Here is a 15,287-nt window from a genome sequence, read left to right on the forward strand (position 1 = left end):
TTGACCTCCCTCATTCACATCACCGTCCGATGCCCCACCTGGCTGCGGAGAATCCTTCTGGTGGGAATGGATGGATTGCTGATCGCCTGCAGTTTCATCGGGGCCTACCTGATTCGCTTCAACCAGGATTTCCGGCTGTTCATCAGCTACTTTTCCCACCACGGCTGGCTGCTGCCCTGGGCCGTCGGCAGCGGCTTGCTTCTTCTGGCCATCAGCGGATGGTATCGAAGCCTCACCCGTTACTCGGGCAGCCACTCCCTGTACGCGCTGCTCCCCAGGGCCGCCATTCTGACCGTGGGCCTCTGGTTGATCGCCTGGTTGAACCGGGGGGTGATGCCACCCAACTCCTTCTGGTTTCTCTACTTTCTGCTGTTCACGATTGGATCGATCGGCAGTCGGATCATTCTCCGCGATCTGCTCAGGTTCCAACTGGGTCGAGTTCAACCAGCCGATCAATTCCGGCGAACAGCCAGGCGAATCCCAACCCTGATTTACGGAGCCGGTCGACCCGGTGCCAGCCTGAGGCAGGCCCTTCAGAATGATCGCCGGTTCAAACTGATCGCCTTCCTCGACGATGACCCCAGACTCCAGGGCCGAAAGCTTCAGGGGTTGACCATCCACTCCCCCGAAAAGATTCGATCCCTGGTCGAAAAGCACCAGATCAAGCAGACCCTGCTGGCGATTTCAACCCTCTCCCGGCATCGCAAACGTGAACTGGTCGATCGCCTCACCGAATGCGGCCTCAGCGTGCTCACCATTCCATCGCTCGCCCAGCTGGCCTCGGCCGAGATCGTCGTCGATGAACTCCGGGCCGTCACGATCGAGGATCTGCTCGGCCGCGAGGCCTCCAGCCCGGATCCGGAGCTGCTCGGCGTCGGCGTCACCGGTGCATCAGTCCTGGTGACCGGAGCGGGTGGATCGATCGGCACGGAGCTGTGCCTGCAGATCCACCAGCTCGGTGCCCGAACGCTGGTGATGCTGGAGCAAACCGAGTTCTCTCTCTATTCGCTGGAAAAGGTGGTTTCGGCGCAACACCAGCCCGGCAGCGAGCTTGTTCCCGTGCTCGGAGATGCTGGCAACAAGGTCCATCTCGAAGCGCTGTGCAAGAGATACGCCGTGGACACGATCTTCCACGCTGCGGCCTACAAACACGTTCCGATTGTTGAGTCCAATCTTTGCGTGGGGATCGGTAACAACCTGCGATGCACAGCTTCGGTGATTGATGCCGCTCTTCACACCGCGGTCAAACGGGTCGTGCTGATCTCCACGGACAAGGCCGTGCGTCCCACCAGCGCCATGGGGGCCAGCAAGAGAGTCTGTGAACTGATGATTCAGAATGCGGCTCAACAGGTGGCCGGATCCGGGCAGGGACCGATCTTCTCGATGGTCAGGTTCGGCAATGTGCTGGCCTCCTCCGGCTCGGTGATCCCCCTGTTCCACCAACAGATCCAGGCAGGTGGGCCGATCACCGTGACCCACCCGGCCATCACCCGCTACTTCATGACCATTCCCGAAGCCGTCCAACTGGTGCTTCAGTCCACTGGCATGGCCGAAGGGGGGGATCTCTTTCTGCTCGACATGGGCGAACCGGTGCGAATCGCTGACCTGGCCAGACAGATGGTGGAGCTCTCCGGGCTGCGCGTCCGCGATCAGCAGCACCCGGGCGGAGACATCGAAATCCAGTTCACGGGGCTCAGGCCAGGTGAAAAGCTGTTCGAGGAACTGCTGATCAACCCGATGGACCAGGAAACCAGGCATCCACTGATCCGCAGGGCCAGGGAACCTCAGCATGCTTCCAGAGATCTCGCTATCAAGCTTGATCATCTCAATCGAGAACTGAACGACTGGAATGATCAGGGAGTGATCAGCAGCCTTCAACAACTGGTCCCGGAGTATCTGGCAGAGGGGAAAGAAGCCGAGAGTCAATCAGCCAATTTGGGGCAGGGGTCCGAACAAATGATCGACAACAAATACACCAAAACAAAGAATTGATGCAGCCATGATCGCACTGTACAAGCAAATCCCGAAGCTGCCTGCAGCCACATCGAGGAACCTCTGGTTTCTCACCGCAGCCCTGGTGGCCATCCACAACCTCTGGGTGATTCAAACCACCCAGGACGCCACCACCCTGCTGGTGTTTTCCCTGCTCTGCTGGTGGGGTGCCCTGACCTGCATGGAAGATCGGCTCGATTCGTTGCATCCGAATCCAAGCTGGCCCTCACTGGTGGCGGGCTCGGTTCTGCTGCTCTGGTGCCTGGTTCGCAGTGCTGTGATCCTTGATCGCGACAGCATGATCTACATCGTGGGCGTTGTTCAGGTTGTTGCTCTCGCCCTGCTCTGCAAGCCGATCCGAAAACTCACCCAGTTCTGGCAGCAGATCCTGATCGTGGCCCTGGTTCCGCTCTCGCTGTTCGCTCAGCGCTTTTTTCCGGAAGAACCGCTCAGCCTGATCACAGCCAAGCTGGCCACGGCCTGGCTGGCCATTTTCGGGTTTGATGCCGCCAACTCGGGCCGGGTCGTCACGATCAGCCAGCAGGCCTCCGTTGCCGTTGCCGGACCCTGCACGGGCTACGAACAGATTTCCCAGGTGCTCGCCATTGCCGTGATCTTTCTGCTTGCCTTCCCACTGCGAAGGCTGCATCACCAGATGCTGATCATTGCCTTTGCTCCCTTGATCGCGATCGTCTGCAATTCCTTTCGCATCGCCCTCCTCAATGTGATTGTCTACTTCGAAGCGCTGGCTGAATCCAACGATCACTGGTGGTTCGATTTCTTCCATGAAGGGGATGGCTCGCTGATTTTCTCCGGCATTGCCGTCTGCCTGTTCGCCTGGCTCTACCTCAAGGTGCTCGACAGGGAACTGGGGCCCCTTGATCTCACCGAGCAAGGCCAGGCAGCACCCCCCAACCTCTGAGAGCCCATGCGCTATTCCCTGCTTCGAGGTTGGCTGATGGTCACCGCCGGCGTCGCCGGGCTGGCCCTGCTCCAGTCGATCGTTCTGCCCCGCTGGCCGCAGGCTTCCGCCCCTGGGCTGGCTCGATTCAACTGGCCGGAGGTGCCACTCATCCCTGCCAAGCCACTCTGGCCGGGTGGCCGCACAGCTGGCCTGGCGCGCAGCACCACATATGGTTTTCAGCTTGCTGGAAAGGCGGCCCCATCAGCCACTCGATTGAGCCTCACCCTGCTGGAGCCAAGGCAATGGCGCACGTTTCAGCTGGCGCAGGCAACGGCGGAGATTCCATTGTTAAAACTCAGAGAGCGAAGACTGAAGAAACTCGGTGAAAATGAACTGGCATTGGGAACGATTCAGAAAGAAGCTGCCCTGCAAACCTGCCTCACCACGGAAGGGAACAATTTCGTTACAGAAAAAGCCTTTTTCAGTCTTTCGTTTGAAAAGCCGCCGCAGACGAATCGTGAGCAGCTGGAACGGGTTCTTGGCCTCCGTCAGAACCGCACCCACCGCTGCCTTCTGGTCAGCCTGAGTACAGCCCGGGGTGGTTCAGATCCTGATGGTAAACTGATCAATCTGTGGATAGAGCTGAAACCCCATCTTTCGGAGCACCTTGCCATGGTGAACACCCTGTCCGGTCAGCCTTGGTGACGGAAGAATCTTCACTTCCGGCTCTCCCGGAACCGGCGGAAGCCCTTCAGGACAATGAACCCATGCTGCCCAGACAGCATGGCTCAGTGGGCACCGTCGCCGGCTACGCCCTGCTGCTGTATGCGCTCTACAGCCTGGCATTTCTGTTTTACGGAAGCAAAGCCAACCAACCCGCCGAGATGCTCGGCAGGGTCAACAGCCTGGTTGGGCTGTTCCCACCCCTGCTGATCTCCTTTGCCCTGATCTTCCAGAATGCCGAGCGGCGCCCCTTCAAACCGGTTGGGTTTGTGGAAGGATCGCTGCGGCAAGCTGTTTTGCTGCTTGGGATCATCTACCTGCTGGCTGCTCCTGCTGCTCTGTTTCTCGGGCGCAATCAGATCACCCTGAATCAGAACCGGCTGGGGATCGCCGCCGAGCAGTTCCAGGAACGCAAGCAGGAAATCATGCGTTCTGTTCAGGGGCTGAAACGGCGTGAGGAGTTTCTGATCGCCCTGCAAAGCTTCCCGGAAATCTCCAATGTGGTGATCACACCCGGTGAGCAGGCCGATGTGGTCATCAATGGGATCAACCAGGGGCTCGACAAAGGCATCGAGGCACGGTTGCAGGCCCTCACTGCGGAGCAGCAGCAAAAATCCGCAGCGATCAAGGCCCAGGCTCGGGTCGCCATGCTTGGTTCCCTGATTGCCGGATTCTCATTTCTGGCCATGGCCTCACGGCTGCTGCCCTGGCTGGGCCGATCTCTGAACAACCTGTCCACCAGCCTGAGGCGATTCTGGAATGGCCTCAGCCCATCACGAAAACCACCACGGGCTGCCCGTGCAGGCAGCCCCCCTCAGAAGATCAAGCCATTCAGCCAGATCAGCCAGGGCTCAACGCTGGTCAGGCCAACAGGCCAGCCTGGGCTGATCCGCAGCTTGCGGAGAGCCATCAGAACGTTCACCGGCGGCGTCAGCCAGATCTGGATACGGCTGCAGCGCCAACCACAAAACCGCAGGAATCAAACCAGGCAAAACCGCCCCAAACGCCCCCATTCCAGACCCTCCAAGAGGATTTAAGCCGTGCCATTCCTGTCACAGTTCTGGAAACGATCAGCGCCGATTCAGTTCAGCTGGATTCTGCCTTCCCGGTTGGCCATCGGCCCAGCTCCACTCACAGCCGCAGACTGGAAGATCCTCGAAAGCGCTGGCTTTCAATCTCGATTCAGCTGCTGCTATCCAGGTGAAGTGCCCTTGCAGCCAGGCTCAGAGGCAGCCTTTCTGCATGGCGGTGTGTCACTGCCGGATCACCGCCAGCAGGAACCCCTCAGCAGAGAACGCCTGCTGCAGGCGATCAACGCCTCCCGAGAGATGCTGGATCACTCGCCGCCGTTGTATCTCCATTGCCTCGCTGGACGCGAACGCTCGGTAGCCCTGGCCATTGCCCACGTGAGCATGATACGAGGCCTTTCGGTGTATGAGGCGCTGCTGGCTGTGCGCGCCGCCCATCCACCGGCCAACCCTCTGTTTGAACATCTGGAATTGCTGGAGGTTCTTCTCAAACCTGAGCAGCCTTTCTCACTAGCGACGGAACCATCCCTTCAATCGATTCAACCCCCCGGAGCTGCCTGACTGATTCGAATCAGGTTTGGCAGCCGATCCGCTTGCTGCTGAGGATTGGGCTTGGTCTGAAGGATTGTCAGGCAGGGCCTCTGCAACATCTTTGGAGGCCAACCGTTGGGAATAGGTATCCCGGTAGCCGGCATAAGAATAATTGTAGTGATAGCCGTATTCGTAGCCATAATCGTTGAGGCGGGTGGGATAAGCCACCTGATTGCACATCAAGCCAAGAATATCAACACCTGTGGCTTTGATGCGCTTGATGGCCTGCGGGGCAATCTCACGACCAACCCTGCCCAGGCCGACCAGATAGAGAATGCCATCCACCTTCTCACCCAGAATCACGGGATCCGAGAGCAACAGACAAGGGGGGGTGTCGAAAATGATCAGGTCATAGCCTGGCAGCGCCCGCAGATGCTGCACCATGTCGCTGCAACGCAGGGAATTGAGCAAACGAGCTGGATCGGGCGCGCGACTCCCGGCCGTGATCAGTGAAAGATTGCTTGTGATTGGCTTGATATAATCCTGAATATTGTCATCCGTGTCACCAAGATAATCAGAAAGACCTTTGACATTGTCGACAGCGAAATGCTTGTGTTGAACGGGTAGACGCATGTCCGCATCGACAAGCAACACGTGCAGGCCGAGGTCGGCAAGAGTGTTGCCAAACACGGAAGCAGCTGTTGACATTCCTTCATTCTGGGTAGAAGAGGTGATCACCACCAGACGAATTTCACGGTCGGCCCTGAGCAGCCGAAAGGTGGTGAACAGGCTTCTCAACGATTCCTTGATGGCGAAGCGCTCCGTTCCCGGCAGCTCCTTGAGGCTCTTGAGGATTGAATCACTTGAAACAATCGGCAGATAGGGGATCAAGCCCAGGATCGGCAGACCCAGCTCCTGACTCGCTTCTTTGGGGGTGTGATAAGCATCATCCGTTTTCTCCCGAAGCAGAACAGCAGCGATGCCAACGGCAAGACCAATGAAGAGGGCTCGCAAGAATTCCCTGGAAAGATCCGGCTCGATTGGAACGTCCCCAAAGACGGGGGGAGAGATCACTTGCCATGGAACGGTTTGCTTGGCAACCTCCAGCCTGAAGTTTTCGCGTGCCTGGATATAGGAAAGATAGTTCGCCTGGGCAACTTCAATTTTCTGCTGAAGTTCCTCATACTTTCGGATCTCCTCTGGGCTTTGCTTGAAGTTCTTGTTCAGCAGCAGGATCTGGCGATTCAGTTCATTCTGCTGAGCCTGATTGGCAAACAGCTGGCTGCTCAGCTGATCAATCCCCTGGCTCTGAACAAGGGGCTTGATCCTGTTGCGCTGCGCCAGGAGGGTTTGAAGCTGCGGCGAATCCGACTTGAACGTGGCCCTGGCCGTGGCGATCTGCTGATCCAGTTGGCTGAGTTGCTGCTGGGGGGTGACAACAGTGTTGGAGGAAGGCGCGACGGAATCGGCTCGGGGGCGCGTGGCCAGGCCGAGCTGGGGGTTGCCAGCAGCGGGACTACCCTGGCCGACAACTCCGCTGCCCGATGAACCAGGGCTGGGGAGCGTGATCAATTTGCCGGAGCGCACCGAGGCAAGCTGCGTTTCCAGCTCCGCCTGCTCCACCTGTAGTGTGCGCAGCTGGCCAAGCAATCCATCCCGGGAGGAGATGATGCTGCCGCCCTGGGCGAGGGGTTCGAGGAAACTGTTGGATTCGCGGAATTGCTTGAGGGTACGCTGCAGTGAGTTCACCCGTTGCTGGAGTGCCGGAGCCTGCTGGCCAAGAAATTCAAGGCCCTGACCCAGCTTCTCCTGACGCTGGATCAGGGCATACTTCGGATAACTGTCGGCCAGGGCTGTGAGAATCTTTCGACCCTGAACAGGATCGGACCAACGCAGCTGAATATTGAGAACACCCTGACTGTCGGCGCGGGTACTGCCGATCGCCAGGCTTCCGATCAAACTGCCCAGCGGAATCGCCTGGGCCTCGGCGATCGGTTTGAGCACCACTGGACTAGTGAGCAACTGGATCAGAGTGGGAACATCAGAGTTGCCCAGAGAAGTTGTTTTGGCCAGGGATTCAACCACCCCTGAACTAGGCGTAGAAGGCCCCACATTCGCCAGTGGATCGGTGATCAACATCTGGAAGCCACCGATGTAAACGGGGGCAACAATCCGTTGTCTCAGAGCATTGGCGGCGAGCAGGGCGGTGGTAACGAAGAAAACAAACAGAAACAGCGCCTGGCGTCGCTTCAAGCTACGAATCAGCTTGAAGAGAACATTGGTGCTGGCATCATCAGGCTGATTGGCTGTTGGCGAAAGAGCGCTCGCGGCCACCTGGGTGGAGCCGGTGCCAAAGGGGGAATGGGGTGTGGGTGATCCAGCCTCCGTCAGCACAGGGATTCTTCAGAGTGGGTGTAAGCTTACGTCAACAATGGGCTGAATTGCCATTGGTGGACGTTGAACCAGGATGGCATGGCTGATCAGGCTGGAATGGCACACAGATTGGGGCATTTCTTCTTTCTGCTGTTAGCAGCAGCTGCGCCGTTGGCCGTTCCGCTCGGGGCGAGCACGGCCCCATCGGCACCCTTCACCCAGAGTCTCAATCGTCCAACATCCCCCCTGCCTGCCATGGGATCTCCCCTGGCCGCCCATCAGGATGTTTATATCCTCGGCCCCGGCGACAGGCTGCAACTGCAGATGCTTGACCCGAGTGCCCAGGCCTATGGCGGCAACCTCGAAATCCTCAACGACGGCACCGCATCCCTGGCGTTGCTTGGGTCTGCCCAGCTCACCGGCCTGACGATCAGCCAGGCCACCCAATGGCTCACCCAGCTCTATGGCCGTTTCCTGATCCGCCCAGAACTCACCCTATCTCTATCGGCTCCCAGGGCCATGCAGGTCACCGTGCTGGGGGAAGTTCAAACTCCTGGTTTATACAGCCTTTCCCCAGGTGGTGACGCCTCCGCTGTCACCGGCGTGGGAGGCACGGGCAACCCTGGCCTCCCCACCGTGGTCACCGCCATCCAGAAGGCCGGTGGAATCACCCTGAACTCCAACATCCGCTCGGTCACCCTGCGACGGCGCCTGCCTGGGCTCAGCAGTGATGTCAAGCAGGTGACCCTGGATCTGGCCAGACTTCTGCAGAACGGCAACCTCAGCCAGAACCCCTTTCTCTTCGACGGGGACACGATCATTGTAGCCAAAGCTCTTGATCCCCTGCCCGAGGAAGTGATCGCCCTGGGGGCGATCAACCTCTCACCGCAGACGATCAATGTGTCGATCATCGGAGAAGTCCGCAACCCCGGGCCGATTCAACTGAAGGCAAACACCCCTTTGGTGGAGGCCATTCTCAAGGCCGGGGGGCCTAACGACTGGCGTGCCCAGAAGAACAATGTCGAGTTGGTGCGAATCAACCGCAACGGCACTGTCAGCCGCCAGAGCTTTTCATTGAATTACAGCCAGGGTGTATCCAATGCCTTCAATCCTCCCCTGCGAGATGGGGATTCCGTGGTGGTGCCAAGAAGCCTCTACGGCAAAACAGTGGATGTGGTGAATCAGGTGGTTGCACCGCTGGGCCAGGCGCTCAATTTCTACACTCTTTACTGTTCCTTCAGCAACAACGACGGCAGCAACCGTTGCTGATCTTCCGGCTTTCCCCAAACCCATTTTGAGGCCGCTCCGATGAACACGTCCTTTCCCACCCTGCTGAGGGCCGTGGGTTTCGCTTCGCTCATCCAGCTGGTCTGGTTGCCGGCGCTGCTGATCAGCGCCATCGACCAGCGCCACCAGGCCCGGCGCCTGGCCGAGTCGGCTCCAGGCAGCAAATCCACCGCGCCGGCCTGGAAAAACCGGTGGAAGGATCCGATCGACCAGCTGTTCAGTAACCAGGATCTGCCCGGCCTGCAACCGCAGCGTTCCACGCCCCAGCCAGCAACAGCCTTCAGTCTGGCCAACGGAGTGGTGGTTCTCAATGGCGGCAAGCGGCACAGCCGGGCTGATCAGCCGGAGCAGACCGGCGTCGCCATCGAGCTGGGCCGTGATGCGCTCGGCATCCTGCGGCCCCTGCCGCCGGCAGGCTTCACAGCGGCGGAGCTGCTGGGCGGTCCGCTCACCCTGGCCTCGCTCCAGGAAGCGCCGATGCCATCGTTGGCCCGGTCGGAGCGGGTTCGCTGGCTGAGCAGTGGCGATCCCCTGGCACCGCTGAACGCCGAATGGCGTGAGCCGATGCGGCAGGCGATGCGGCAACTGGAATCCCCGGATCAGCCCCCTGCCACCCAACCGCTGATTCAACAAGCGCGGATGGTGCATGTGCCCTCAAGGCGCCTGCGCAGCAGCGAGCAGGTGCCCGTGGCGATCCACGCCGATGGCACCGTGCAGGTGTTGCGCCGTCCCGCCGCCCCGGAGGCCCTGCGGGACATCGAGGAATGGTCGCAGCGCCAGTCTCTGCCGGATGCAGGCAAGGTGGTGGCCGCCGTGGTGAGCCTCGAACCCCTGCCGAGCGCTCCTGATCCCGCCAACAGCCAGGCCGCAGCCCTTCCCGTTCCAGTGGCCGCCCCGGTGGCGACACCAGTGGCAGCGCCTGAGCCGGCCCCACCAACGCCCAGCCTGGCCAACTGAACCCTTATACCATCCACCTCGCCATCATCAGGTTGACGAAATGCCCGGGTTGCCTCTAAGGTGAACGCAGATTCAGTGAGCAGATGGGTTTCCATAGCAAAACAGCTGTCGCCCTCGTAGCAGCCGCCGTAGCCCTGCTTTCAGGGTCGTCAGTCAAGGCAGGAACCATCTCGTTCAGCTTCGTGCCAACTGCCGTTGTCGATCTCGGCACCATCAACACCCAGCTGCCTGGGGCTCCGTTCGTCAACAACGCAGGCGGTTTTGTCATCACATCGGCCGGAACGGAAGATTTCTTCGGCGCAACCGGAATCACGCCTGTTTCATTCACCTATTCCAAAACAAATCCTGCCTTAGATACCGTCAATCCAGGAACTGGATTCACATCGATCATCACTGCCCAGCTTTCAGCGTTCACGCTCAGCGGCACCTGCACCTCTTGCAATATTCTCTTAACCCCGGCGCTCAGTACAACATCGAACGGAGTGGCAACCAACATTCCATTCGCTGTTTCCAATTTCATCAATCAGGCTTCTCCTGAGTTCATCACAGTTGCCGGCGGTTCCCAGTCGATCGGTCTCACCTTCAACATCGGCACCGTCTTCCCAGGAGGACCAACAAATTTCGGTACGCTTGAACTGATCTCCCCGATTCCTGCAGTGCCCTACCCAGTGCCCTTCATCGGTGCCGCTGCGGCCTTCGGGTTCTCCCGCAAACTGCGCAAGCGGATCAGCCTTTCCAAGTCGGTCTGAGTCGATTCCATCCCTTTCATCTCAACCGTTCCAGAACGGTTGAGATTTTTTTATGGGTGCTAACCCGGCCTGATCATCCCAATGCGGCCGCCCCGCCGGTCAGCACTCCCCTGATCACCCTGGCGATCGCCTCGATCTGCACGCTGTCGTAGCCCCAGCGCTTCAGGAAGGCCACATCTTCACCAGTGCCGTCGGTGGCCGCCAGCAGCACCGTCAGGCGCTGCTCCGCAGCAGCGGGCTCCAGCCAGGCCAGCAGTTCGGCGCAGCGACGCTGCACCCGCTCGGAGCGGCCTTGCTGCTGCTCGTCGCCCTGGCGCCCATGCTGCACGGCCATCGCCGTGCTCATCGCCAGGTTGCGCGCGGTGAGATCCACCACCCCCTCGCCCGCGAGCCGCAGACTCTGGGCCAGGGGTTCGGGCAGCCGGTCCATCAGGGCTGAATCCCCGGCCAGGGCCACCACAAAGAAGCCCCTGGCCCCGTCGCGGCTGGCCACCAGCTCCCCCACCCGTTCGGCCAGCACCTCGTCGCTCAGTTCCCCTCCCCCCCACAGCCCGATCCACTGGGCCGTGATCTCCATCGCCTGGGCGAAGCTGGGAGCGGCGGGCGGCACGGTGATAGCAGACGGCACGCCTGCTGCAGACGGCACGGATGCGGCATCGGGGCTCGGTGTGGACATCCCTGCTCGGCTAACTGGCAGTGTTGAGGCTATGGAGAATCCAACGCCGCCGGAGTTCAGCCGGCCCATTCCGGCAGAATCAAGCCCGCCGGCTTCCATTCCGCTGCTGCCGACCCAGAGCGTTGCCGGTTTCCGCTCCGGCTTCGTCGCCCTGATCGGCCGGCCGAATGTGGGCAAGTCCACCCTGCTCAACCAGCTGGTGGGCGAAAAGGTGGCGATCACCTCGCCGGTGCCCCAGACCACCCGCAACCGGCTGCGGGCGATCCTCACCACCCCCACCGCCCAGCTGGTGCTGCTCGACACCCCTGGCATCCACAAGCCCCACCACCTGCTCGGAGAGCGGCTGGTGCAGAGCGCCCGCGGTGCGATCGGCGAGGTGGATGTGGTGCTGCTGCTGATGGATGGCAGCGAGCCGGCCGGCCGGGGCGATCGCTTCATCGTCGAGCTGCTGCAGCACTGCCGCGCCCCGGTGCTGGTGGCGCTCAACAAGCAGGATCTGATCGAGCCAGCCGCCGCCGCCGCCCTTCAGGCCAGCTACCGGGAGCTGCTGCAGCTGGCCGCGCTCAACGCCCCCCTCCACCCCTGCAGCGCCGTCAGCGGCGAGGGCTGCGCCGATCTGGTGGCGGCCCTGGCCGCCCAGCTCCCCCTGGGGCCCCACCTCTACCCCACCGACACGGTGAGCGATCAACCGGAGCAGCTGCTGCTCTCGGAACTGATCCGCGAGCAGGTGCTCAGCCACACCCGCGAGGAAATTCCCCATTCGGTGGCGGTTCAGATCGAGCGGATCGTCGAAGACGGCAAGCGCACCGCCGTGCTGGCCACGGTGCTGGTGGAGCGCTCCAGCCAGAAGGGGATTCTGATCGGCAAGGGGGGCCGCATGCTCAAGGAGATCGGCAGCGGCGCCCGCCACCAGATGGAGAAGGTGTTTGACGGGCCGGTTTATCTGGAGCTGTTCGTGAAAGTGGTGCCGAACTGGCGGCGCAATGCGGCGCGACTGGCCGAGCTGGGCTACAGCGGCTCCTGAACCCGGGGCTCCTGCAGGATGGAGCATCGCCCCCAGACGTCCCGCCGTGACCGGCCCCCAGCCAGACCCCTCCGCCGCCTTTCCACCGGGCAGCCTGCCGGCCTTCCTCGCCCTCTGCGCCGGTCAGTGGATGGCCCTGCGCAGCCAGTTCAGCCCCGAGCGCCTTCCTGGCGAGGACGCCGATGACGACGCCTGGCACAGCAGTGAGCGCGGCGAGCTGGTGGTGAGCGCCCTGGTGGCGACCAGCAGCGGCAGCCTGGGTGGACTGGCCGTCACCTCGCCCCAGGGGGACACCAGCCGGATTGATTTTCAGGCCGATGGCAGCCTGCTGGCCTGGGAGGGCGCCGCCCCCCTCGGCCGCTGGCAGCTCTGGCCCGACGGCAGCCTGGAGCTGGTCACCGAGGCGGGCGGGCTGGAGCGACGGGAGCGGATCTGGTTCACCAAACCCAACCTGCGGCTGCGCAGCAGCGTCGTGCACAGCAGTGACGGTGCTGCCGCCCAGGCCAGCTTCTGCTCGGAGATTCGCCGGGTCAGCCCCCCATGAGCGGCCTGCGGCTCGATGTGGTGAGCCTGGTGCCTGAGGCCTTCGCCCTGCTCGCCGGTCTGGGGGTGATCGGCCGGGCCTTTGCGGCGGGCATCGCCGAGCTCCACACCCACAACCCGCGCGATTTCGCCACCGACCGCTACCGCAAGGTGGATGACGAGCCCTACGGCGGCGGGGCGGGGATGGTGCTCAAGCCGGAGCCGGTGTTCGCCGCCTTCGAATCGATCCCGGTGCTGCCGCGGCGGCGGGTACTGCTGATGACCCCCCAGGGGCAGCCGCTGCGCCAGGCCGACCTGCGTCGCTGGGCCAGCGGCAGCGACCAGCTGGTGCTGCTCTGCGGCCACTACGAGGGGTTCGATGAGCGGATCCGATCCCTGGCCGATGAGGAGGTGTCGATCGGCGATTTCGTGCTCACCGGCGGCGAGCTGCCGGCGATGACGGTGATCAACGGCGTCGTGCGGCTGCTGAGCGGCACCCTCGGCACCGCCGCCTGCCTGGAGGAGGAAAGCCACACCGCCCTGCTGCTTGAGCACCCCCACTACACCCGCCCGGCCAGCTTCCGCGGCCTGGAGGTGCCGGCGGTGCTGCGCAGCGGTGACCACGGCGCCATCGCCCGCTGGCGCGCCGACCAGCAGCAACAGCGCACCCGCGAGCGTCGCCCCGATCTCCACGCCCGCTGGCAGGCGGACCAGCAGGCTCCCTGATCCAGGCGGGAGTGAGCGGCAGGCGGCGGCAGTGGGCTGGAAGACTGGAAGGAATCTTGAGGGATTACCTGCATGCAGCTGCGGATCGGCAACGGCTACGACATCCACAGGCTGGTGCCGGGGCGGCCGCTGATCCTGGGGGGCGTGCGGCTGGAGCACCCGCTGGGGCTGGATGGCCACAGCGATGCCGATGTGCTGGTGCATGCCCTGATCGATGCCCTGCTCGGCGCCCTCAGCCTTGGCGACATCGGTGGCCACTTTCCACCGGAGGATCCCCGCTGGAAGGATGCCGACAGCCTGGAGCTGCTGGCCCAGGTGATCGCCCTGGTCCGGGAGCGCGGCTGGGAGGTGGTCAACGTCGATGCGGTGGTGGTGGCGGAACGGCCCAGGCTGAAGCCCCGGATCGAGGCGATGCGGGCCTCGATCGCGGCGCGACTCGGGGTGGAGCCCGATCAGGTGGGGGTGAAGGCCACCACCAACGAGGGCCTCGGCCCCACCGGCCGCGAAGAGGGGATCGCCTGCCATGCCGTCGCCCTGCTGCGGAAGCCATGAACCGGCCCGTTCTGATCGGCCTGACGGTCCTGCTGCTGGCCTTCGGGCTGGCCCTGTCTCTGCTCAGGCCGGCAGCGGGGGCAGCCCTGGCAACCAGGGACCTGGCGATCGGTGAAAGCGGCGTGGTGGAGGTGCTGCGGCTGCGGGTGCCCGCTGCCGAGCGCACCTGCTGGCGCCAGGCCGAAGCCCACAGCTGGGAGCCCTGGTTGCTGGAGCAGGCCGGCTACCGGGGCAGGGAGCTGCTCTGGGACGCCAGGCTTGAGGAGGGGATGCTGCTGATCGGCTGGGCCCGCCAGAGCGACTGGGACGCGATCGCACCCGAGCAGATCGAGGCGGTGCAGGCCCGCTTCGAAGCGGAAGCACGGCGCTGCCTGGGGCGGGCCGAGGCTTCAGCCAATCCCTTCCCCCTGCTCTCCAGCGGCGCCCTGCTGCCGGAGCGATGAGCCGGCAACCGCCCCAACCCCAGGCTGGCGGTCGGCCGCTGGATCCGGCCCTGATCGAAGGCCTGGCCGAACTCGACCTGAACCGGCGGCAGCGGCTCGGCCTGGCGGAGGCGATCTGGGGTGAGGACAAGAGCGCCGCCCAGATCGCCGCCATCCTGGAGCGCCTGGCCGCGGTGGATTCCGAAAGGTTGGCGGGCGCCGCAGCTGAGATCATCCTGGTGACTCGGGTGTCGGCGGAGAAAGCCGCAGCTGTGCTGAGCAGCCTGCAGCGCCGCCGGCTGCCCCTGGCGCTGCACCATCACCCCGAGGCCCGCTGCCTCAGCCTCGGAGCGCTGCCCGGCAGCGAGCAGCCCAGCAGTGAACCGGCTGCCACCGGTGGGGCGCCAGTGGCGATCCTCTGCGGCGGCAGCAGCGATCTGGTCGTGGCCCAGGAGGCTCTGCTGGCCTTGCGTTGCCACGACATCGGTGCTGATCTGGTCGTGGACGTGGGGATCGCCGGGCTGCATCGGCTGCTCGGCAAACTGGAGCGGCTGAGCCGGGCCCGGGTGCTGATCGCCTGTGCCGGCATGGAGGGGGCCTTGCCCACCGTGCTGGCCGGCCTGCTGCCCCAGCCGGTGATCGGCGTGCCCATTTCCGTGGGCTATGGGGTGAGCGCCGCTGGAACGGCCGCCCTGCACGGAATGCTGGCCAGCTGCGCACCGGGTCTCACCGTGGTGAACATCGACAACGGCTACGGAGCCGCCATGGCGGCGCTACGGATCCTGAGGGCGGTGAACCCTGAGGAGTGATGAGCAAGTCAG

16 protein-coding genes are annotated in these 15,287 nt (G+C 62.7%); 14 read left to right on the plus strand and 2 right to left on the minus strand.

The features are described 5' to 3' along the window. The 5 genes from ACXMDY_RS08075 (at window position 1) to ACXMDY_RS08095 (ending at window position 5,208) form a co-directional block, all read left to right on the plus strand. Window positions 1-1,992: a polysaccharide biosynthesis protein gene (locus ACXMDY_RS08075; protein ID WP_259700988.1), complete on the plus strand. Its 1,992-nt coding sequence runs from the start codon at window positions 1-3 to the stop codon at window positions 1,990-1,992. A gap of 7 nt (window positions 1,993-1,999) precedes the next feature. After that, window positions 2,000-2,914 (plus strand): exosortase/archaeosortase family protein, encoded by a 915-nt coding sequence (locus tag ACXMDY_RS08080; RefSeq protein WP_259700989.1) that lies wholly within the window; start codon window positions 2,000-2,002, stop codon window positions 2,912-2,914. 6 nt (window positions 2,915-2,920) lie between these two features. Next, window positions 2,921-3,601 (plus strand): hypothetical protein, encoded by a 681-nt coding sequence (locus ACXMDY_RS08085; RefSeq protein ID WP_259700990.1) that lies wholly within the window; start codon window positions 2,921-2,923, stop codon window positions 3,599-3,601. Window positions 3,602-3,663: 62 nt separating this feature from the next. Next, on the plus strand, window positions 3,664-4,656 hold the full coding sequence (locus ACXMDY_RS08090) for a hypothetical protein (protein ID WP_259700991.1): 993 nt from the start codon (window positions 3,664-3,666) through the stop codon (window positions 4,654-4,656). Between the two features lie 174 nt (window positions 4,657-4,830). Beyond that, a complete protein-coding gene (locus ACXMDY_RS08095) occupies window positions 4,831-5,208 on the plus strand; it encodes a protein-tyrosine phosphatase family protein (protein ID WP_259700992.1) in 378 nt (125 codons plus the stop codon). Here ACXMDY_RS08095 and ACXMDY_RS08100 read toward each other — a convergent pair. Beyond that, entirely contained in the window at window positions 5,158-7,512 is a 2,355-nt protein-coding gene (locus ACXMDY_RS08100) for a GumC family protein (RefSeq protein WP_457767551.1), read from the minus strand. The genes ACXMDY_RS08095 and ACXMDY_RS08100 overlap by 51 nt on opposite strands. A 294-nt stretch (window positions 7,513-7,806) precedes the next feature. Here ACXMDY_RS08100 and ACXMDY_RS08105 point away from each other — a divergent pair, with 294 nt between their 5' ends. The 3 genes from ACXMDY_RS08105 to ACXMDY_RS08115 all read left to right on the plus strand — a co-directional run bounded on the left by ACXMDY_RS08105 (window position 7,807) and on the right by ACXMDY_RS08115 (window position 10,544). After that, the gene (locus ACXMDY_RS08105) at window positions 7,807-8,820 is read left to right on the plus strand and encodes an SLBB domain-containing protein (protein WP_259700994.1); all 1,014 of its coding nucleotides are present in this window, start codon (window positions 7,807-7,809) and stop codon (window positions 8,818-8,820) included. 39 nt (window positions 8,821-8,859) lie between these two features. Continuing rightward, window positions 8,860-9,795 (plus strand): hypothetical protein, encoded by a 936-nt coding sequence (locus tag ACXMDY_RS08110; RefSeq protein WP_259700995.1) that lies wholly within the window; start codon window positions 8,860-8,862, stop codon window positions 9,793-9,795. 83 nt (window positions 9,796-9,878) lie between these two features. Beyond that, a complete protein-coding gene (locus tag ACXMDY_RS08115) occupies window positions 9,879-10,544 on the plus strand; it encodes a hypothetical protein (RefSeq protein ID WP_457767552.1) in 666 nt (221 codons plus the stop codon). 73 nt (window positions 10,545-10,617) lie between these two features. Here ACXMDY_RS08115 and ACXMDY_RS08120 read toward each other — a convergent pair whose 3' ends face one another. Next, window positions 10,618-11,121 carry a hypothetical protein gene (locus ACXMDY_RS08120; protein WP_457767586.1) on the minus strand — a complete coding sequence of 168 codons (504 nt, stop codon included), beginning with the start codon at window positions 11,119-11,121 and terminating at the stop codon, window positions 10,618-10,620. A gap of 130 nt (window positions 11,122-11,251) precedes the next feature. On the opposite strand from ACXMDY_RS08120, the gene era reads away from it, so the two are divergent. The 6 genes from era (at window position 11,252) to larB (ending at window position 15,275) form a co-directional block, all read left to right on the plus strand. Then, window positions 11,252-12,244 carry a GTPase Era gene (gene era / locus ACXMDY_RS08125; protein WP_259700997.1) on the plus strand — a complete coding sequence of 331 codons (993 nt, stop codon included), beginning with the start codon at window positions 11,252-11,254 and terminating at the stop codon, window positions 12,242-12,244. 46 nt (window positions 12,245-12,290) lie between these two features. Further along, window positions 12,291-12,788 carry a phycobiliprotein lyase gene (locus ACXMDY_RS08130; RefSeq protein ID WP_259700998.1) on the plus strand — a complete coding sequence of 166 codons (498 nt, stop codon included), beginning with the start codon at window positions 12,291-12,293 and terminating at the stop codon, window positions 12,786-12,788. Further along, complete coding sequence (gene trmD / locus ACXMDY_RS08135; RefSeq protein WP_259700999.1) at window positions 12,785-13,492, plus strand: tRNA (guanosine(37)-N1)-methyltransferase TrmD; 708 nt, start codon at window positions 12,785-12,787, stop codon at window positions 13,490-13,492. Before ACXMDY_RS08130 ends, trmD begins: the two co-directional genes overlap by 4 nt. 72 nt (window positions 13,493-13,564) lie before the next feature. Then, the gene (gene ispF / locus ACXMDY_RS08140; protein WP_259701000.1) at window positions 13,565-14,044 is read left to right on the plus strand and encodes a 2-C-methyl-D-erythritol 2,4-cyclodiphosphate synthase; all 480 of its coding nucleotides are present in this window, start codon (window positions 13,565-13,567) and stop codon (window positions 14,042-14,044) included. After that, the gene (locus ACXMDY_RS08145) at window positions 14,041-14,487 is read left to right on the plus strand and encodes a TIGR03792 family protein (protein ID WP_259701001.1); all 447 of its coding nucleotides are present in this window, start codon (window positions 14,041-14,043) and stop codon (window positions 14,485-14,487) included. The genes ispF and ACXMDY_RS08145 overlap by 4 nt, the downstream gene beginning before the upstream one ends. After that, the gene (gene larB / locus ACXMDY_RS08150; protein WP_259701002.1) at window positions 14,484-15,275 is read left to right on the plus strand and encodes a nickel pincer cofactor biosynthesis protein LarB; all 792 of its coding nucleotides are present in this window, start codon (window positions 14,484-14,486) and stop codon (window positions 15,273-15,275) included. The genes ACXMDY_RS08145 and larB overlap by 4 nt, the downstream gene beginning before the upstream one ends. The last annotated feature ends 12 nt before the right edge of the window (window positions 15,276-15,287 follow it).

The organism is Cyanobium sp. ULC082, from assembly GCF_977927535.1.

Coding starts and splice junctions, on each gene's coding strand:
- ACXMDY_RS08080 (WP_259700989.1), top strand. CDS start 2,000: ATGATCGCACTGTACAAGCAAATCCCGAAGCTGCCTGCAGCCACATCG.
- ACXMDY_RS08085 (WP_259700990.1), top strand. CDS start 2,921: ATGCGCTATTCCCTGCTTCGAGGTTGGCTGATGGTCACCGCCGGCGTC.
- ACXMDY_RS08090 (WP_259700991.1), top strand. CDS start 3,664: ATGCTGCCCAGACAGCATGGCTCAGTGGGCACCGTCGCCGGCTACGCC.
- ACXMDY_RS08105 (WP_259700994.1), top strand. CDS start 7,807: ATGGGATCTCCCCTGGCCGCCCATCAGGATGTTTATATCCTCGGCCCC.
- ACXMDY_RS08110 (WP_259700995.1), top strand. CDS start 8,860: ATGAACACGTCCTTTCCCACCCTGCTGAGGGCCGTGGGTTTCGCTTCG.
- ACXMDY_RS08115 (WP_457767552.1), top strand. CDS start 9,879: ATGGGTTTCCATAGCAAAACAGCTGTCGCCCTCGTAGCAGCCGCCGTA.
- ACXMDY_RS08120 (WP_457767586.1), bottom strand. CDS start 11,121: ATGGAGATCACGGCCCAGTGGATCGGGCTGTGGGGGGGAGGGGAACTG.
- era (WP_259700997.1), top strand. CDS start 11,252: ATGGAGAATCCAACGCCGCCGGAGTTCAGCCGGCCCATTCCGGCAGAA.
- trmD (WP_259700999.1), top strand. CDS start 12,785: ATGAGCGGCCTGCGGCTCGATGTGGTGAGCCTGGTGCCTGAGGCCTTC.
- ispF (WP_259701000.1), top strand. CDS start 13,565: ATGCAGCTGCGGATCGGCAACGGCTACGACATCCACAGGCTGGTGCCG.
- ACXMDY_RS08145 (WP_259701001.1), top strand. CDS start 14,041: ATGAACCGGCCCGTTCTGATCGGCCTGACGGTCCTGCTGCTGGCCTTC.
- larB (WP_259701002.1), top strand. CDS start 14,484: ATGAGCCGGCAACCGCCCCAACCCCAGGCTGGCGGTCGGCCGCTGGAT.